This window comes from Orbus hercynius (genome assembly GCF_003634275.1).
Lineage (GTDB): Bacteria > Pseudomonadota > Gammaproteobacteria > Enterobacterales > Orbaceae > Orbus > Orbus hercynius.
The window spans coordinates 823600-843205 of sequence record NZ_RBWY01000001.1; the positions used below are offsets into that span (position 1 = coordinate 823600).

Genomic DNA, 19606 nt, shown 5'->3' on the forward strand with positions numbered 1-19606 from the left:
ATTATAATAACTAGTCTCAAAATTGATATAAAATGTTTGGATTAAATATCATTTAAATTATATATCGTTACCATTTATGTTTCCAAGCGGGTAGTTTTTTTAAAATTACTGTCGCCGTCTGTTTTGCTACAGCATAATTCATACTGTGGTATTGCGTATATCGTAGGGTTAGATCCGCTAATTTTTCATTGAACGTTTTCATGGTCCCATCACTTTTAGCACAATATTTACAATAGTTTCTCGATATATCATATGACGGATAATCTGCAATTTTAGTCATTGGCATACCGCAGGCGATGCACATTTTCATAATCAAATCCAGCATGGTATCGTTAAGTATTCATGCTACACCTGATAACATCACATTTCAATGTCGATAACATGACTTAAATTGGTTTTTTTGTTATAGTATCTACTACATTTATTATATTTATTTAAAGGTGTTATTAAAACGATGGAATCAATGCCTAATTGCCCTATTTGTCAGTCAGAACATACCTATCAAGATGGCTCACTCTATATCTGCCCTGAATGTGCTCACGAATGGGATCCTAATGCAGCAGTAACACATGACGATACATTAATCGTTAAAGACAGTAATGGAAACTTACTAAGCGATGGCGATGATATTATTTTGATTAAAGATTTGAAATTAAAAGGGTCATCTACCGTATTAAAAAAAGGTGAAAAAGCGAAAGCAATTCGTTTAGTTGATGGTGATCATGAAATCGACTGTAAAATGGACGGTATGAAGGTAATGCTAAAAGCCTGCTTTGTTAAAAAAGCTTGATGCATTTTGTTTTATCACTGTGGCTTAAATCAGTTTTAAAGCAAATCTAGTTGCACGCTCTCATCTCGATGCTCTGATAATGCTTTTTGTTGTTGATATAAACTATAACGTTTTCGTAATACCCGTTGACGGCATAAGCGTAAAACGTCTTGTTTTTGCTCTTGCGAAAAGGTTAACCAACCAAATCGCTCTTCACGAGAACGAAAACACGCCAAGCAATACCCCTGTTTGTCAGTTTCACACACACGCCTGCAGGGATTTGCAATATCAAAAATTTCGATCTGATTAGCCATATATAGCCACACTGATTAAAAGAGATTATGCAAAATAGTATATCGATAAATGGTAAAGACAGTAATAATTTTTAACCGATTATTGCTGAAGTTAAGCTGTGAATGTACATTCATCATTAATTACAGCCAAAGACAAATAATTTGACTAACCCTATTCCCTATCTCAACAATTAACGACATAATAATTCATTACCCTATTATCGAAATAGTTTAACATGAATAACTTAACAAAAAATATCCGTTTTTCCGATGCTAAAGAGAGTGAACTTCCCTTTATTGTCGAGGTCTATAATCAAACAATTGCAAGTAGAATGGTAACAGCAGATACGTTGCCAATAACTGTCGACAGTCGCCATAACTGGTATCACTCTCATAATCCGCAAACAAGACCATTATGGATAATTTGGCTCAACGATTTACCATGTGGTTGGATCAGTTTATCAACATTCTACGGCAGACCTGCTTATGATAAAACGGTTGAAATTAGCCTATATATTCATTCTGATTATCGTGGTCAAAAAGTGGGACAATATGCTGCCTATAAACTCGAACAATTTGCTCAGCAACAAGGTATTGAAACAATACTAAGCTATATTTTTGGTCATAATGCTCCAAGCTTAGCATTATTTAAAAAATTGGGGTACGAACAATGGGGACATTTACCCAAAGTGGCCGAATTGGATAAGATTAAGCGTGACTTAATAATCTTAGGTAAAAGTATCATTAAGTAACCTCATCTCTTACAATAATTGGTAAGAGATGAAAATGAGCCTGCTTATACACTAAATGATGAGCCACAACCGCACGTTGTGGTAGCATTTGGATTATCAACAACAAATCTAGAACCTTGTAAACCTTCTACATAATCGATTGTCCCGCCAACAAGATATTGCAAACTCATCGGGTCGATAACCAGCGCCACACCATTTTTTTCAATGATTAAATCACCATCATTATTTTTCTCATCAAAGGTGAAACCGTATTGAAAACCACTACAACCTCCCCCTGTAATATAAACACGTAATTTTAGATCAGGATTTTGCTCTTCCTCAACTAGTGATTTTACTTTATTTGCTGCTGCATCAGTAAAAACTAACGGTAATGCTTCGCTCATTGATTTCTCCTACACTGTTTTATTCTAACGCTCATTAGAAACAGCACATTATTAACTACTCTTTTCAGTTACCGCAAAATTGAGCGCAAAGTATAAGCGATAACGGTATTTGAATCATTGAATAAACGTCTATTATATTACAATATAATGCAGGACTAAATATCAAACTGCAAATAAAACCAATTAGTAAAATTCGTTAATTACTTATTAAGACGCTTGAATTCTCATTAATTTTATGAATAAATACGCACTTTATGTTGCAATGAGAATTCATAATGAACAAATCACAGTCTCTCTATGAGCAAGCAAGGCTTGTCATGCCTGGTGGAGTCAACTCACCAGTCAGGGCATTTAATGGTGTTGGTGGTACCCCGCTTTTTATTGAAAAAGCAGATGGCGCCTATATTTATGATGCTGATGGTAAAGCCTATATTGATTATGTTGGTTCGTGGGGCCCAATGATTTTAGGTCATAATAATCCCGATATAGCCGATGCTGTGTGTAAAGCCGTTCATAAAGGATTAAGCTATGGTGCACCGACTGGAATCGAAGTTGAATTAGCCAATTTAGTCACAAGTATTATGCCCTCAATCGAAATGCTACGGATGGTGAATTCAGGCACAGAAGCGACGATGAGCGCAATTCGTGTTGCGAGAGGATTTACACAACGTGATAAAATTATCAAATTTGAAGGCTGTTACCATGGTCATGCTGATTATTTATTGGTTAAGGCAGGATCAGGAGCCTTGACCTTAGGTCACCCAACCTCACCTGGTGTACCGACTGATTTTGTTAAACATACCCTAGTTTGTAACTATAATGATCTCGAATCGGTACGAAAAACATTTGAACAATATCCTAATGAGATCGCCGCTATCATTGTCGAACCCGTCGCAGGAAATATGAACTGCGTACCGGCTAAACCTGATTTTTTACAAGGTTTACGTGATTTATGTGATCAATATGGAGCTTTGCTCATCATTGATGAAGTCATGACAGGATTTCGCGTTGCATTAGGCGGTGCACAAGAATATTACAACATTACCCCTGATTTAACTTGCTTAGGTAAAGTTATAGGTGGTGGTATGCCGGTAGGAGCATTTGGTGGCCGTGCTGAAATCATGGCACAACTTGCACCAATTGGCCCTATTTATCAAGCTGGCACCTTATCGGGTAACCCAATTGCCATGACAGCCGGTTATACAGCATTAAATTTATTAACTCAAGTAGGCGTATATCCACAATTAGATAGCCTAACGGCAAAACTTGCTAATGGCCTTTTAGCCGCAGCAAACCAATTTAACGTGCCACTTGTTGTCAATCATGTCGGTGGCATGTTTGGCCTGTTTTTTACAACTCAAAAAGACGTCACAACTTATGCTGATGTCATGAAAAGTGATGTTGAATTATTCAAAAAATTCTATCATCATATGCTATCGGAAGGTATCTATTTTGCACCATCTGCTTTTGAAGCAGGATTTATGTCCCTTGCCCATGGAGATGACGAAATTAATCAAACCATCGATGCAGCAAAACGATTTTTTAAAACATTAAAATAGCCAATGATTATACAGGTAATAATGATATGATTAACCCACTTAAAGTAGGTGAAAAAGCACCGCAATTTTCACTTCCCGATCAAGATGGTGAATATATTAATTCTCAAGATTTGAAGAATCAACGTATTCTGATTTACTTTTATCCAAAAGCAATGACACCAGGATGTACGGTGCAAGCATGCAATTTACGAGACCATGTTGAAGAGTTCAAAAAATATAACGTAACCATCCTTGGGATTAGTACTGATAAACCCGAAAAACTATCGCGTTTTATTGAAAAAGAGCTATTAAATTTCACCCTTCTTTCTGATGAAAATCATGAAATTGCACAAAAATTCGGAGTTTGGGGCGAAAAAGAATTCATGGGTAAAACTTATGATGGTATTCATCGAATCAGTTTTTTAATCGCTAAAGATGGTACGGTTGAACATATTTTTGATAACTTCAAGACCAGCAATCATCATGATATTGTTTTGAATTATCTCAAAGAACACACCAAATAATATTATTCCAGTATTAAAAAAAGCGCGAATTAACGCGCTTTTTTATATAAATTACGAATAAATCATGTCAAGCTTTAGTATAACTAGTAGATAACTTTTTATTCTCGCTATCATTTTTTGGCCAGGCATTAATAATTGCTTTGACTAATGTCGCAAGCGGAATAGCAAAAAATACTCCCCAAAATCCCCATAACCCACCAAAAACCAACGTTGCTAAAATAATCACCAACGGGTGTAAATTCAGTTTTTCTGAGTACAAAAGAGGCACTGTAATATTACCATCAATCATCTGAATCACTACATAAGCCAGTACAAATACGCCAAAATCAGCACTAATGCCCCACTGGAATATCGCCACAATCATAACTGGAATCGTTGAGATAATAATCCCAACATAAGGAATCAGGACGCAAATACCGACGATAAAAGCTAACAATAACGCATAATCTAGGCCTAAGAACCAAAATACGCCATAAGCCAGTAAAAATAAAATAATAATATGCAACACACTACCCACAATATAGTTGGCAATTTGTTTATCCATTTCCGCCGCAACTTTATTTAGTGCTCTACGATTACGTGGTAACAATTTAGAGCAATAGTTCCAAATCGTGTCTTTATCCTTTAATAAGAAAAACATCATAATTGGAACCATGACGGCATTGAAAATCACAGATATTAAGCTGAAAATTGACACAATTGAAAACTGCAATAATGAATTACCCGTTTGTGCCACTTTATCTTTCACCCCTTGAATAATCGTATCAAATAATCCCACATCAATTAATTCCGGATAATGCTCGGGTAAAGTGGTTAAAAAATTATTAAAAAAGGTCAACATGTTAGGGATATTTCTGACCAAGCTTACGCCTTGTTGCCAAATCAGTGGCAGCAGAATAATCATACCCAGTAACACGACAGAAATAAATAACAACAAGACAATCGTCACCGCAAGCGTGCGGGGTATCCCTTTTTTGTGTAGTAAATTAACCGGTGTATTTAACAAGTAGGACAATACAATCGCAATAATCACCGGTAATAATATTTGATTAAAAAAGTAGATTGAGATGAACAACAATATAATCACAATCATCAACGATGCTGCGTTGGGATCGCTAAATCGCCTACGGTACCAATCCATCAGTAGTTTTAACATAATTTTTCTATTCCTTAATACTAAAATTGCAACGATATTATGCCGTTACATTCATCATCGTTTATAACACTAAAATCTAGCTTGGATTATCGTTCGTATTCTTGCTTAACCCATTCAGTTGATTAATCCTGACTTTTTAACAATTTATCGAGTTGCTGTTGCTTGCTTCTAATATGGATCAAATCTTTAATAATGAGCAACAATAAAATAAAAAATAATAAGCAACAGATTAATACTGATAATTTACCCCACCAATCAACAAAAATAGCTCCCACAACCGCACCAATACAAAAAAATAAAATAATCACTAAGTAACGTAAACTTTGTACCAAAGCGTTACTGTCTTTTTCTGTCATGGCAACAAACAATAACCCCATCGCTGAACGCAAATTGCCAGTACACATTGTACTGGTATAAGGCGCACCACAAATTTTACGAAAACTGCCGATTTGAATCGAACACATCAGTGAAATCGATGCTGTGACAATCACTTGTGGCATATTTTCAGGTAGAAATGCAATGATAAATAAAATCAAGATTTCGATAATCAATATCCAAATATAAAAATACCCAGATAGATGCTTTAATAAATACTCGGTAACTAAAATACCAAGCGAAAAAGCAATAATGGGAATTAAATAATGAAAAAAACTAATATAATCACCATTAATTAACGAAATACCTAATAAAACCATATTACCGGTTTGAGCATTAGCAAATACGCCGCCATAACACAAGAAAGAGTAAGCATCTAAAAAACCGCCGACAATTGCCAACAGTAACCCAATTTCTAATTTTTCATGTAGAGGGGAATTTTTATCGGTCAAATGAATCATAATAACCAAACGCTAAGAATAAATTATGACGATATTATACTCACTTTAGACCGATACTCAATTAAGCATCATGCTTTAATTGGTTTACGGATAAAATAGTAGTAGCCTGCAATGATGTGAGCAATAAAGACGATAGCTAAAACAATACGGACATGGAGCGAATCAAACACAATAAATGGAATGAGTAAAATAATAAAGAGGGTTGATAACATCTTGATCAACTTTTTGGGTGTCACTTTTCTTTCCACCAACGTTTCATGAATGTATTTTTTATAATAACGAGAGTTAATTAAATAAGAATGTAATTTTTTAGAGCTTTTACACCATAAATAAGCGGTCAATAGATAGAAAGGCACCGTCGGTAATAAGGGGATTACAATACCAGCCGTGCCCAACGCAAATGATAAAAACCCCAATACAATAAAAATGATTTTTTTCATAATAAGGTGCCCAAGTGTTAATAACTACTCAATAAATTATTATTTCATCGCATCAACAGTGTGAATTTAATGGTCAGATCGCTGTTTAATCATTATACCTATTGTAATTACCGAGGCAATATTATCATTCCTATCGTTACCTATAATTACCTCAGTAAATGCTGATATTTTGTCGGTATTGATTGATTATTAACTTACTAACTAGCCTTTGGCATATATCTAAAAACCTTTTATCTAAAAGGCTTTAATTATCCCTAAAAATCATATTGAGAATTCCGTATATAAGTTCTATTAAGTGCACATTCAATATGTTGGTATTTAATAATAGATTTAGAATTTTTATATTTTCTTCTTATTTTTATTAATTGACTCGTCACATCTTAAGTATACCTAAACATCAATGTAAGATACATAAATGTCAGTTGCGGCATCACCCAATCCCCTAACAATATACCGCGATAATTTTGCACATTGATTGATAAAGGCGTATGATAAGCTCATAAAAGAACGGTTTTTATTGATAAAGAATGACCATGAAACACTTTTTAGCTCGGCATGCGACATTACGCCACCGTTTATACTCTTTATATTATACTCTTTTCAGCTATGGACGCGGTTTTGTGATTTTATTTCTCTGCCTTTGGATAGGAAATTACATCTCAAGCTTAATTCCAATTGCGATTCCTGGTAGTATTATTGGACTACTGATTTTATTTTTTTTGCTGGCTTTTCAGATTATTCCAACTAAGTGGGTGCGTAACGGTTGTAATATTTTTATGCGCTATATGACACTACTTTTTATCCCTGCTGCAATGGGAATTATGGATAATTATGTTTATCTTATTCATAGCTGGGCGCCAATTCTCATTAGTAGCATTGCGAGTACTTGCCTTGTTATGATTTTTATAGGTTGGTTAACACAGTATATGCAAAACAGATCGCAAAAGCGGCATGAACATCATCAGCAGGTGGCTAAATGATCTGGATGCTACCTCTAACTATTATTGTGTACTTATTTATTCGTAAACTTGCGATTAAAATCAAGAGCCCATTATTTAATCCATTCGTTATTGCCGTAATTGTTTTGATTCCGATTATGCTCTTAACCAATACAGCTTATAGCGACTATTTTCATAACGTACGTTGGATACACGAACTGCTGCCTTATTCAGTTGTGGCACTTGCTTATCCACTCTATGAATTGCTTCCACAAATCAAGTCACGCTGGAAATCAATCATGTTTATTACCTTAGTTGCCTCATTATCCTCAATGATATCAGGTGTTTGCATTGCCTTTTGGCTGGGCGGAAATATTGAAATAGCGGCATCTATTTTACCTAAATCTGTTACCACTGCAATTGCTGTTACAATCTCTGAAAGTCAAGGTGGATTACCGTCAATTTCAGCCTTATGTGTCATCCTTGTTGGTACTCTTGGTGCCATTTTTGGTCACCAACTACTAAATTTGTTTAGAATCAAATCTGCTGCAGCTAGAGGACTTGCAATTGGTAGTGTTGCTCATGCGGTTGGCACAGCAAGATGCATTGAGGTGGATTATCACGAAGGAGCTTACAGCTCTTTAGCACTTGTGTTATGCGGTATAATCACCTCGCTGGCAGCGCCCTTTTTATTCCCAATAATGGTTACAATTTACACCTGGTTTTAAAGGCAATAGATGATAAAAAAAGCACTAAAATACCTAGTTTGTTTGCTCATTATCTTAGCTGTAATAGTGTTTTCATTAGATTATTGGATTAGTCTCAAAACCAAGCCTTATATCTATGAAGATTATGACGCCATCCCTCATAACGCGGTGGGTGTCGTATTGGGCACATCAAAATATATCAAAGGTGGTGGCATTAATGCCTTTTATAAAAACCGAATTAATGGAGCAATTGATCTTTATTGGCTAGAAAAAGTTGATTACTTATTACTTAGTGGCGACAATGCCATGTACAGCTACAACGAACCAATTATGATGCGCAGCGATTTATTAAAAGCAGGCATTCCTAATTCTGCAATCGTACTTGACTATGCGGGTTTTAGGACGCTAGATTCGATTGTGAGAGCAAACAAAGTGTTTGATGCGAATCATTTTACCATTATTACTCAGCAATTTCACTGTGAAAGAGCCCTATTTATTGCCCAATATCAGGGGATTGATGCACAGTGTTTTGCTGTCCCAACACCAGATAACATTCAAATGATACGCGTTCGTGAAATGTTTGCCAGACTGATGACATTTTTTGATCTTTATATCTTAAAGAAAGAACCCAAATTTTTAGGCCCTTTGCTTCCGATAGTCGCAGAGACAGAACCAGAAAACACCTCAATAAAATCTCATTAGATAGCGGAATATTGTCGTAATTTAGATTGCATTTTTATGCAAGAAAATGTAATATTTAGTCAGTAAAAAATTTGAGATTGTTATAGCTAGATTATGAATATTGAGTTAAACCATATTAATTGCTTTTATGGTTCGCATCAGGCTTTATGCGATATATCACTTTGTTATCCATTGGGTGAAACAATTGTTTTACTTGGACCAAGTGGTGCCGGTAAAAGCTCTTTATTAAAAGTTTTTAATTTGCTTGAAGTGCCGAGCTCTGGCGACATGACGATTGCGAGCAAACATTTTGACTTCAGTCATCCACCATCTGAACAACAAATCCGCTCATTAAGAACCAATGTTGGCATGGTTTTTCAAAATTATAATTTATGGCCACATCTCACTGTCTTAGACAATTTGATTGAAGCGCCCTGTCAGGTATTAAATATGAATAAGGCAGAAGCGACAGAAAAAGCCTTAAAAATTTTAGAGCGACTACAAATAGATAACATGGCGCTACGTTATCCGCTCCACCTATCCGGCGGTCAGCAACAGCGTGTTGCCATTGCTAGAGCTTTAATGATGGAACCTAAAATTTTACTGTTTGATGAGCCCACTGCGGCACTAGATCCAGAAATTACCGCACAAGTTGCTGAAATCATCAATGAACTCTCAGCAACAGGAATCACGCAAATTATTGTCACACATGAAGTTGATTTTGCTAAAAAAGTTGCATCACGTGTTGTTTATATGGAAAAAGGAAAAATCATTGAAGAAGGTGATAATTCATGCTTTATTCATCCTTGTTCTAAAGCGTTCCAAATGTATTTATCTCATTAATTTATTAAAGAATATTAAGGTGAAATCATGAAAAAAGCGTTACTCGCCATTGCATTAGCCGGTACTGTATTTAGTGTATCAGCAAAAGATCTTACATTTGGTATGGAAACGACTTATCCACCATTTGAATATAACAATGAAAATAACCAATTAGTTGGTTTTGATGTTGATATTGCCAATAAAATTTGCGCGAATTTACAATATACCTGTAAATTTGTGAATCAATCTTTTGATAGCTTAATTCCAAGTTTAAAAACACGTCGTATTGATGCAACAATATCTGGTATTGATATTACGCCGGAAAGAAGCGAACAAGTCGATTTTACGCAAGCATATTATGATAACTCCGCGCAGTTTATAACCTTAAAAGGAGCTTTTAATGCAATTGATCAGCTTGATGGTAAACGCGTTGGTATTCAAAACGGTACTACTCATCAAAAATACTTAATGGACAAATTTCCACAACTTGAAGTTGTCAGCTACGACAGCTATCAATATGCTGTTCTTGACTTAAAAGCCGGTAGAATTGATGCGATATTCAGTGATTCCGCTGTTGCTGATGAATGGTTGAAAAAAGATAGCGACTTAGTTGATCTTGGTGAAAAAGTCGTTGATCCTGAGTACTTTGGTTCAGGATTAGGTATTGCCGTTCGTAAAGGTAACACCGATCTGCTTGAACAATTTAATAACACATTAACCGAAATGAAAAATGATGGTAGTTATGATGAAATTTATGCTAAGTGGTTTAGCAAATAATTGCTCGTAACTGACATCAATTTTTGTCGCCGCGTTATGCGGCGCTCTTTTTTTATGGCTTGATAATAATTTATTATGTTTGATTTACTTAACCAGTTTCCTTTAATAGAGGCGACTAAAACAACATTACTCATAGCACTAATCTCACTAGTATTTGGATTAGTCTTGGCATTTATGATAACGCTATTAGAGCTAGCACGATTTAAGCCACTTGCTTGGTTTGTATCGATTTTTGTTATTATCATTCGAGCCTTACCAGAAATTTTAGTGGTCATTGCTATTTATAATGGTATTCCACTATTATTGATTTTTATTGCTGATAACATATTAAATGGCGGTATGGATATCACCATTCCTCTCTATTTTACCCAGTGGACTATCCACCTTGAGATTACTGACTTTAATATTAGCCCTATTTTTTGTGGTATTGTTGCACTTAGCCTTCTTTATGCCGCCTATGCTTCGCAAACTCTTCGCGGGGCATTTAAAGCGGTTCCAACAGGTCAAATCCAAGCAGCTCAGGTGCTTGGACTGAGTAAATCAAGAACCTTGAGACGTATTATCATTCCGCAAATGTGGCGTCATGCATTGCCTGGACTTGGTAATCAATGGCTAGTTTTATTAAAAGATACCGCCTTAGTATCGCTCATTACCGTAAACGATATTATGCTACAAACTAAAACGACGATTGCGAGTGATAATCAACCATTTACAGGATACTTAATTGCCGCCGCCATTTACCTTGTTATCTCAATGATCAGTCAAAAAATTCTTGATGCATTAGAGAAACGTTCATTATATTTTGAACAACCACAACATTTGGTTAAGGAATAGGTGCTAATATGACACTTCAAGGTTACTTCTTAACATTATTACAAGGCCTCCCTGTTACATTATCATTAAGTGTAGCAGGTATATTTACCGCCTGTCTTTTAGCGATTATCCTTTCGCTCTTGCTCTCATTAAATAAAAAATATTTAAATAGAGTGATTCGCGCTTATTTAATTGCCTTTACCGGCACACCTTTACTGGTCCAGCTGTTTTTAATTTATTATGGTCCGGCACAATTTAATCAAATTAAGCAATATCTACCCCATTTATGGAGTTTATTATCTTCACCTTGGTTCTGTGCTTATCTGGCTTTATCGCTCAATAGCGCCGCTTATACGACTCAAATTTTTTATGGCGCACTAAAAGCCGTGCCATCAGGTCAATGGCAAGCATGCTCCGCACTTGGAATGACTAAGTTTCAATCGCTACGAATTATTTTACCTTATGCCCTAAAACGTGCAATGTCATCTTATTCTAACGAAGTTATTTTTGTCGTTAAAGGAACCGCGTTGGCATCGACTATCACCCTAATGGATGTGATGGGCTATAATCAGCTATTAAATGGTCGCTATTATGATTTTTCGATTTTGATATTAACTGGCTTAATATATTTAGTTATTAATGGGCTATTAAGTGTTATTATGCGATTAATTGAATGGCGAGCATTAAAATTTGAACGAATTTAATTGTCGTCAAGCTTCCACAACAGACCTCTACTGATCACTAATTATGGATAACGTTAAATTTGATGCAGCATCTTTTTTAGCCACAGTACCCCATTTACCGGGTATTTATCAGATGTTTAATGATAAAGACATCATCATTTATGTTGGCAAAGCAAAAGATCTGAATAATCGTTTAAAGAGCTATTTTAATAGTAGCAAAAAAACGCTTAAAACAGACATTTTAGTCAGTCAAATTCATCATGTCGAATTTACGTTAACCCATACCGAAACAGAAGCTTTACTACTTGAACAAACCTACATCAAAAAATACCAACCACGCTATAATGTGCTACTGAAGGATGACAAAAGTTATCCTTTTATTAAACTCAGTAAAGAAACGCACCCACAACTTTCGCTGTATCGTGGCTCAATTAATAAAAAACAAGATGAATTTTTTGGTCCTTATCCGAGCTCTTATGGCGTGAAACAAATTTTAGCGTTATTACAAAAAATGTTCCCGATTCGCCAATGCACAAACACCACTTATATGAACCGTACTCGGCCCTGCTTACAATATCAAATAAAGCGCTGCCTTGGCCCTTGCGTTGCAGGACTGGTCAGCGACCATGATTATAATGAGCAAGTCAATTATGTACGGTTATTTTTACGCGGTGAAGCAGATGAAATTGTCAACATCATCACCCACGATATGCAACAAGCTAGTGCGGCACTGAATTTCGAAAAAGCGGCACAATTACGTGATCAGCTAAACGCTATTAATCAGATTAGAGAAAAACAAGTTATCTATAATAATAATGATAATTTAGATGCCATTGGTTTTCACTATCAAGCAGGGATTGCCTGTGTTTATGTGCTGTTTATCCGCAGTGGCCAAACATTTGGTCACCGCGCTTATTTCCCGAAAGTGCCATCAAATACTGAACTTGAAGAAGTGATTGAAACCTTTTTAGGTCAATTTTATTTACAAGGCGATGCTAATCGTAATATTCCGAAAAAAATCTTACTCAACTACTCATTTTCAGATAAAAAAGCGATGGAAGACACCTTATCACAAGTAGCTAATCACCAAGTTAAACTGGTTGATGAACCAAAAGGTGATAACTTAAAGCTGCTATCAATTGCCATTGAAAATGCGCAAAAAGAGGTCAAAAACAAGCAACTGCAAAGTTCAACCATTAAGCAACGCTATGAAGCGTTAAAACAATTTTTAGGCATTGAACAGATTAAACGCATGGAGTGTTTTGATATCAGCCACTTTATGGGTAAAAATACGATTGCTTCTTGTGTGGTTTTTGACGATAAAGGCCCAGTAAAATCAGAGTTTAGGCGTTACAATATTAGCGGTATTACCGAAGGTGATGATTATGCTGCTATGGATCAAGTGCTAAGTCGCCGCTATAACAAAAAAGATCTTCCAGAAGAGAAAATTCCCGATGCCATCTTTATTGATGGCGGTAAAGGGCAGCTCAATCAGGCAATCAAATTATTTGACTCGATGGATGTCAACTGGAACAAAAACCACCCGATTTTAATCGGAGTTGCTAAAGGTTCTGAGCGTAAAGAAGGTCTGGAAACACTTTTTTTTCAAGCGCACGGTGTCGGACATTATTTAGATTCACACTCCCCTGCACTGTTACTGATTCAGCAAATCCGTAATGCTTCACATGATCACGCCATAGTGGGTCAACGCTTAAAAAATGCGAAGCAACTAACCGACAGCGTACTTGAACATATTGAAGGCGTAGGCAGTAAACGCCGCCAAGCCCTATTAAAGCATTTTGGAGGACTTCGAGAACTGAAAAATGCCACAATAGACGAAATTGCACAAGTACAAGGAATATCGAAATCTTTAGCACAAAAAATTTATGATAATTTGCAGCAGTAATTAAGCAATTATCTAACGTCAACACGCTAAAATAACATTCATCACATTGATCCGGCTGATCTTTAAAAATTTTTTAATGATAATTTTAATTAAAGTATTGAAAGATTGAAATGTTTAGTGCAACATGATGTTATACTACCAGTTAAACAATGCTATAACATTTCATTTTGATGTGTTTAATATTAATAATTAGAGTCTGCTATGAAACTCAATGTGCCAATCTACTTAACACTATTTCGGGTTATCTTAATTCCGTTCTTTGTTTTAGCGTTTTATATTCCAGGTAGCTGGTCTGCTTTTTTTACTGCCCTGATATTTTTAATTGCAGCACTTACCGATTGGTTTGACGGCTATCTAGCGAGGAAACTCGGTCAAACAACTCGCTTTGGTGCTTTTTTAGATCCGGTTGCTGACAAAATCATGGTGACAATTGCTTTAGTATTAATTACTGAAGATTACGATGCCTGGTGGGTAACAATACCAGCAATTATCATGATCTCTCGTGAAATAATTATTTCTGCATTACGTGAATGGATGGCGGAAATAGGCAAACGCAAAAATGTTGCAGTCTCGTACATAGGTAAAGTCAAAACTGTCGCCCAAATGACCGCTTTAACTTGGTTATTATGGCAACCATGTGATTGGGTCATTTATGCCGGCTTAATTGCCCTTTATGTTGCCGCAGCACTTACCCTCTGGTCAATGTGCCAATATTTATGGGTTTCACGTGACGACCTGCTAAATTCCGATGACTGATTTAAAAATAATCAATTAATCATCAAAATGCAAAATTATAGTTGATGTTACCGTTTATAACCGTATAATACGCTGGTTTTCAACGGTAACATTCTGTTAAAAACGCCCGGGTGGTGAAATCGGTAGACACAAGGGATTTAAAATCCCTCGGCCTTTGGGCCGTGCGAGTTCAAGTCTCGCCCCGGGCACCATTTATCTTATCTCTATGCGGGAATAGCTCAGTTGGTAGAGCGCAACCTTGCCAAGGTTGAGGTCGCGAGTTCGAACCTCGTTTCCCGCTCCAATTATTAATTTACAGTTTTTTACTGTTTTTAAGTTGCAGGTAATCAATATCATTTGCGTTAATCGAGCACATCGCATAAGTTGCCAGCATCCCAACCATCTGTTCTACCTTAGTCATATCTATCCCTTATTATGGTTTATCACATTCTCACAGTCTAATTAGTTCTGTTTATACAACAACGCTAATTGCACCGATCAATCAACGATAACGATTACAGCCACTATTAAACTTATACGTAAAAATAGATCTCATTTTTAGTAAAATTTTAGTTAAATTTAATGCTAAAATGGCAAACTAACACATATGACTCATGATTTAGTGCGAATTGTTGCATCAATAATGTGATATTTTTTTAGCATTTTCATATTAATTTAAATTTATTTTTTCAGTAAAAAAAACAATTCATCAATAATGAACTTTATAAACCAGAAAAAATCTTTTAAGTTTATTTAACTGCGTTATTATCTTTTATCTACCATTTTATTCTTTTGGTGAAATAAAAAAAACATGAGCACGTCCATCTTATACCGTGTACTATTTTGTCTATTTTCCACGTTCCTTCTCATCTTCTGCTTTAATCCGTTTCAGACTATAATTTGCCGGCATTTTAATCAATACGCTGAATATAAGGAGATTCACGGTGTCTTACCTAACACAAGAAGCTTTAGACCAATTGTCAGCCATACGGCAAGATATTCACACCTATCCAGAAATTGCTTATGAAGAGAAAAGAACAGCGGGTATTGTTGCCAACTATTTACGCCAATGTCATGTCGATGAAGTGCATGAAAATGTGGGTGGTTATGGTGTTGTTGGCATCATTAATGGTAAAAAACCCGGAAAAAGTATTGCGTTACGTGCAGATATGGACGCGTTAGCAATACAAGAAGTTGTACCACAAGGTGAAGAGCGTCCTCATTGCTCTGTAATACCGAACCGTTTTCATGGTTGTGGTCATGATGGCCATACCGCCATGTTACTCGGCGCAGCGAAATATTTAGCCGAGCAACGCAATTTTGCGGGCCGAGTCGTATTGATTTTTCAGCCAGGTGAAGAAAATTTAAGTGGTGCAGCTGAAATGCTAAAAGATGGATTAATGACGCGTTTTCCCTTTGAAGAAGTCTATGGCGTACATAACACATTTGATTTACCATTAGGGCATATCACAATTAATGACGGCCCTGCGCTTTCTGCATTGGATAATTTTACTATCAATATTAAAGGTAATGGTAGTCATGGTGCAACGCCGCATCTATCAATTGACCCAATTATGATCGCAGCCAAGCTGATTACTGATTTACAAACGATTGTGAGTCGTAACGTTCCACCATTACAGTCAGCAGTATTAAGTTTGGGTGCAATTGAAGGTGGAACAACCTTTAATGTTATTCCTGATTTAGTACAACTTAAAGGCTGCCTACGTTCATATAATGATGATGTACGCCAGTTGCTTAAAACACGGATGCAAGCGCTCGTAAAAGCAACTGAAATCGGATTCAATTGCCAGATAGCACTGAATTTTGTATTAAGTTGCCCTGCCGTAATTAATGATACAACTTTGGCAATGAGTGTATATAACGGCATTAAAAAGCAAATGGGCGCTGACAACGTTAACCTCAGTGTTGTGCCACAAACCCCTTCAGAAGACTTTGCTTTTTACCTGCAACATGCGAAAGGAGTTTATGGATTTATTGGTATCAATACGGCTAAGCCGGTACATCACCCAGAGTATGACTTTAATGACAAGGTGATCCCTTTTGGCGTTGCGTTTTGGGCCTCTGTGGTACAAGCACGTTTACCCTTATAATAAAATCTAATTTAGTGAGTCGATATGAATACATCCCAATCTTTACGTAAAGCTCGTTATCGGGCGATTATGGTGTCGGTTCCAAGTAACACCATGGAATTTTACGATACCACGATTTATGCATTTTTCGCGATCTACTTTGCTGGGCATTTTTTCCCTTCAGATAATCAACTGATTTCACAAATATCAGCTTATGCGGTTTTTGGTTTAAGTTTTTTTGTCCGCCCATTTGGCGGCATTCTAGTGTCTTACTATGCGGATAAAATAGGCCGTAAGCCAATCGTTGCAGGACTAACTTTAGTGATGGCACTTACCACAGGTTTGGTTGGTTTACTGCCAACTTATGCGCAAGCGGGTATGCTTGCGCCAATTTTACTGATTCTTTTACGGCTAATCCAAGCCGTTGCAATTGGTGGATTATTTTCGACTACCACCGCCTTTTTAATGGAGTTTGCACCGCCCAATAGACGCGGTTTTTTTACCAGTATTCAAATGTTAGCGCAAGCATTAGCGCCGATTATTGCCAATATTGTTGCGTTATCAATGCAATATACTATCGGCCATGAAGCGATTGTGGATGTCGGTTGGCGTTTACCGTTTTTAATCGGCTTTATTACGGCACCTTTAAGTTATTATATCTATAAGTGTGTTGATGAAACGCCTGATTTTTCAGACTATATTAAAAAAACGGAGCTTGCGCGTAGCAAGAGTAATGTGGTGCAATTAACCATCGGCCAAACATTAAGACAACCTGTTTACGTTGCACAAATTCTACGCTGTATTGCGCTCAATATGGTCGGAACCGTCTCATTTTATGGGGTATTTGTCTATTTGCCGGGCTTTATTCAATCATTATTACGATTAAGTGATATCCAACGCTACTGGATATCGCTGATAACGCCAACCTTTACGCTATTTGGTGTAGCACTTAGCGGTTATTGTAGTGATAAACTATCACGTAAAACGGTGATGTTAAGTGGGATCACCATTTTTGGTATCGCCTTTTTTAGTTTTTTCTACTATTTAACAGCAGGTAATGCCAACTATAACGGCGCATTAATTGGCATGTCAATTATCGGATTTTCGATAGGAGCGCATTGGGGAGTAGTACCGATCATGTTCTCTGAGTCTTATCCGGTCGCAATTCGCGCTTCAGCCATTTCGATCACCTATAACACTGGCGTTGTTTTATTTGGTGCCATGACACCCACTTATTTAAGTATTTTGACCATGTTTTTCGGCGATACGCCAATGAATCCAATAATATACATTGGTACCAGTATTGTTGTGAGTTTTATTGCCGCCTTAGTCTGGCGTAAAGCAAGTGATTTGAAAGTACCAGAACAGCTAACATTAAGCTAGTCCCTGACTAATATCAAGCCACTTGGTGGGGGCGTGCTCCCCCACTATTAAGCCAAGTTAAATCGAGCTAAACAAATCCATATTTTAGTGGATGCGATGGTTGTGACAATAGATGATAACACATCGTTAAAAAAGCCAATAGTCCGCACCAAAAACGCTATTTTATTATTTGCATCATATATTGTAGTATCGCGATAGTAGATAACAGAAAAGTTATGGTACTACATTAATGATTTTTGTCTGATGAGCTATCTGATATTTAATACGATATCTGTATCAAATTTTGGTATTCACTCGCTTGTGTTATGACTTGTTAATAGTATTAGGTGTAGGCTCAAGATCGTAGCAACATCGGCTATAATGACTAATATTTAAGGCGTGATAGCGAAATGTTAACTGAATTGCTCTTCCTTAATATATGTAATAAATGATAGACCATAAAATTTAGAAAGGATGTTGATATGCCATATTTTCGTCAATTACTGATTGCTTTTTACATAGCACTATGCCTACCGACCTTTGCCGAACAAGCAACACTCGATAAAATAAAAGCAGTTGAAAGCCAGCTTAATACTCGAGTTGGTTATGCCGAGCTCGATTTCAACAGCGGCTTAATGCTTGAAAGCTATCGAGCAACAGAACGCTTCCCTATGATGAGTACGTTTAAAGTCCTGCTCTGCGGCGCGGTATTATCGCGCGTTGACTCCGGATTAGAGCACCTTGATCGCCGCATCGTCTATCACCCAAATGACCTCATTACCTATTCACCCGTTACTAAAGACCACCTGTCAGAGGGGATGAGCGTGGCTGAATTATGCAGCGCAAGCATCACAATGAGCGATAATACCGCCGCCAATTTATTATTATCAACAATCGGAGGACCACACGCCTTAACCCAATTTTTGCGAGAGATGGATGACCCAGTTACTCGTCTCGATCGCATTGAACCCATGTTAAACCAATCACTACCTAATGATGAACGTGATACCACTACGCCTGAAGCAATGGCAATCACATTACATAAGCTATTAACTGGCAACACGCTTACTCAAACATCAAAGCAGCAACTCATAGATTGGATGGTGGCTGATAAAGTCGGCGGACCGCTTTTACGTTCTGTGCTACCTGATGGCTGGTTTATTGCTGACAAAACAGGAGCAGGAGAACGTGGTTCTCGGGGCATTATCGCCGTATTGGGTCCTGATGATAAACCTGCCCGTATCGTCGTTATCTACTTAACCGGCAGTTGGGCAAACATGAATCAGCTTAACGAGCAAATAGCAGCGGTAGGTGCTTCACTAATCAAACACTGGTAACACAAAGTGAACTTAGCCTTATTCTGTTATCTCACTTTACTTACTTTATAAATTATTTCCATTT

At 36.8% G+C, this 19606-nt stretch carries 21 protein-coding genes, 2 tRNA genes and 1 pseudogene; 18 read left to right on the forward strand and 6 right to left on the reverse strand.

What is annotated here, in order from left to right; translation table 11 throughout:
- Positions 1-67: 67 nt before the first annotated feature.
- Positions 68-325, reverse strand: a complete 258-nt coding sequence (locus tag DES39_RS03835) for a zinc ribbon domain-containing protein (protein ID WP_342773773.1) — start codon at positions 323-325, stop codon at positions 68-70.
- 129 nt (positions 326-454) lie between these two features.
- On the opposite strand from DES39_RS03835, the gene DES39_RS03840 reads away from it, so the two are divergent.
- Positions 455-790 (forward strand): zinc ribbon domain-containing protein YjdM, encoded by a 336-nt coding sequence (locus DES39_RS03840; protein WP_121144424.1) that lies wholly within the window; start codon positions 455-457, stop codon positions 788-790.
- A gap of 35 nt (positions 791-825) precedes the next feature.
- On the opposite strand, the gene DES39_RS03845 is transcribed toward DES39_RS03840, so the two are convergent.
- A complete protein-coding gene (locus DES39_RS03845; protein WP_121144425.1) occupies positions 826-1083 on the reverse strand; it encodes a DUF1289 domain-containing protein in 258 nt (85 codons plus the stop codon).
- A gap of 215 nt (positions 1084-1298) precedes the next feature.
- Here DES39_RS03845 and DES39_RS03850 point away from each other — a divergent pair, with 215 nt between their 5' ends.
- Positions 1299-1814 carry a GNAT family N-acetyltransferase gene (locus tag DES39_RS03850; RefSeq protein ID WP_121144426.1) on the forward strand — a complete coding sequence of 172 codons (516 nt, stop codon included), beginning with the start codon at positions 1299-1301 and terminating at the stop codon, positions 1812-1814.
- 44 nt (positions 1815-1858) lie between these two features.
- Here DES39_RS03850 and erpA read toward each other — a convergent pair whose 3' ends face one another.
- Positions 1859-2197 carry an iron-sulfur cluster insertion protein ErpA gene (gene erpA / locus DES39_RS03855; protein WP_121144427.1) on the reverse strand — a complete coding sequence of 113 codons (339 nt, stop codon included), beginning with the start codon at positions 2195-2197 and terminating at the stop codon, positions 1859-1861.
- Between the two features lie 275 nt (positions 2198-2472).
- On the opposite strand from erpA, the gene hemL reads away from it, so the two are divergent.
- Positions 2473-3756, forward strand: coding sequence for a glutamate-1-semialdehyde 2,1-aminomutase (hemL, locus tag DES39_RS03860; RefSeq protein ID WP_121144428.1), 1284 nt, complete (start codon positions 2473-2475; stop codon positions 3754-3756).
- 29 nt (positions 3757-3785) lie between these two features.
- The gene (gene bcp / locus DES39_RS03865) at positions 3786-4259 is read left to right on the forward strand and encodes a thioredoxin-dependent thiol peroxidase (RefSeq protein ID WP_121144782.1); all 474 of its coding nucleotides are present in this window, start codon (positions 3786-3788) and stop codon (positions 4257-4259) included.
- A 67-nt stretch (positions 4260-4326) separates the two neighbouring features.
- Here bcp and DES39_RS03870 read toward each other — a convergent pair whose 3' ends face one another.
- The 3 genes from DES39_RS03870 to DES39_RS03880 form a co-directional block, all read right to left on the reverse strand.
- Positions 4327-5415 (reverse strand): AI-2E family transporter, encoded by a 1089-nt coding sequence (locus DES39_RS03870; RefSeq protein WP_121144429.1) that lies wholly within the window; start codon positions 5413-5415, stop codon positions 4327-4329.
- Between the two features lie 122 nt (positions 5416-5537).
- Positions 5538-6251 carry a YoaK family protein gene (locus DES39_RS03875; protein WP_121144430.1) on the reverse strand — a complete coding sequence of 238 codons (714 nt, stop codon included), beginning with the start codon at positions 6249-6251 and terminating at the stop codon, positions 5538-5540.
- 68 nt (positions 6252-6319) lie between these two features.
- Positions 6320-6691 (reverse strand): YbaN family protein, encoded by a 372-nt coding sequence (locus DES39_RS03880; protein ID WP_121144431.1) that lies wholly within the window; start codon positions 6689-6691, stop codon positions 6320-6322.
- A gap of 533 nt (positions 6692-7224) precedes the next feature.
- Here DES39_RS03880 and DES39_RS03885 point away from each other — a divergent pair.
- From DES39_RS03885 to bla, 14 genes and pseudogenes are all read left to right on the forward strand, one after another.
- Positions 7225-7671: a CidA/LrgA family protein gene (locus DES39_RS03885; RefSeq protein ID WP_121144432.1), complete on the forward strand. Its 447-nt coding sequence runs from the start codon at positions 7225-7227 to the stop codon at positions 7669-7671.
- Positions 7668-8357: a CidB/LrgB family autolysis modulator gene (locus tag DES39_RS03890; RefSeq protein WP_121144433.1), complete on the forward strand. Its 690-nt coding sequence runs from the start codon at positions 7668-7670 to the stop codon at positions 8355-8357. The genes DES39_RS03885 and DES39_RS03890 overlap by 4 nt, the downstream gene beginning before the upstream one ends.
- Positions 8358-8366: 9 nt before the next feature.
- Positions 8367-8999: pseudogene (locus DES39_RS03895) on the forward strand (ElyC/SanA/YdcF family protein); the annotation flags it as partial.
- 132 nt (positions 9000-9131) lie between these two features.
- Positions 9132-9860, forward strand: coding sequence for an arginine ABC transporter ATP-binding protein ArtP (artP, locus tag DES39_RS03900; RefSeq protein WP_121144435.1), 729 nt, complete (start codon positions 9132-9134; stop codon positions 9858-9860).
- 27 nt (positions 9861-9887) lie between these two features.
- Positions 9888-10616, forward strand: a complete 729-nt coding sequence (locus tag DES39_RS03905; protein ID WP_121144436.1) for a lysine/arginine/ornithine ABC transporter substrate-binding protein — start codon at positions 9888-9890, stop codon at positions 10614-10616.
- A gap of 75 nt (positions 10617-10691) precedes the next feature.
- The gene (artQ, locus tag DES39_RS03910; RefSeq protein ID WP_121144437.1) at positions 10692-11450 is read left to right on the forward strand and encodes an arginine ABC transporter permease ArtQ; all 759 of its coding nucleotides are present in this window, start codon (positions 10692-10694) and stop codon (positions 11448-11450) included.
- A gap of 8 nt (positions 11451-11458) precedes the next feature.
- Positions 11459-12133 (forward strand): arginine ABC transporter permease ArtM, encoded by a 675-nt coding sequence (gene artM, locus DES39_RS03915; protein ID WP_121144438.1) that lies wholly within the window; start codon positions 11459-11461, stop codon positions 12131-12133.
- A 43-nt stretch (positions 12134-12176) separates the two neighbouring features.
- On the forward strand, positions 12177-14018 hold the full coding sequence (gene uvrC / locus DES39_RS03920; RefSeq protein ID WP_121144439.1) for an excinuclease ABC subunit UvrC: 1842 nt from the start codon (positions 12177-12179) through the stop codon (positions 14016-14018).
- A gap of 201 nt (positions 14019-14219) precedes the next feature.
- Positions 14220-14774 carry a CDP-diacylglycerol--glycerol-3-phosphate 3-phosphatidyltransferase gene (gene pgsA, locus DES39_RS03925; protein WP_121144440.1) on the forward strand — a complete coding sequence of 185 codons (555 nt, stop codon included), beginning with the start codon at positions 14220-14222 and terminating at the stop codon, positions 14772-14774.
- A 104-nt stretch (positions 14775-14878) separates the two neighbouring features.
- A tRNA-Leu gene (locus tag DES39_RS03930) sits at positions 14879-14965 on the forward strand.
- Between the two features lie 16 nt (positions 14966-14981).
- A tRNA-Gly gene (locus DES39_RS03935) sits at positions 14982-15057 on the forward strand.
- A 640-nt stretch (positions 15058-15697) separates the two neighbouring features.
- Positions 15698-16864: an amidohydrolase gene (locus DES39_RS03940; RefSeq protein WP_170143333.1), complete on the forward strand. Its 1167-nt coding sequence runs from the start codon at positions 15698-15700 to the stop codon at positions 16862-16864.
- Positions 16865-16888: 24 nt separating this feature from the next.
- A complete protein-coding gene (locus tag DES39_RS03945; protein WP_121144442.1) occupies positions 16889-18226 on the forward strand; it encodes an MFS transporter in 1338 nt (445 codons plus the stop codon).
- A gap of 461 nt (positions 18227-18687) precedes the next feature.
- A complete protein-coding gene (gene bla, locus DES39_RS03950; RefSeq protein WP_121144443.1) occupies positions 18688-19542 on the forward strand; it encodes a class A beta-lactamase in 855 nt (284 codons plus the stop codon).
- Positions 19543-19606: the final 64 nt, after the last annotated feature.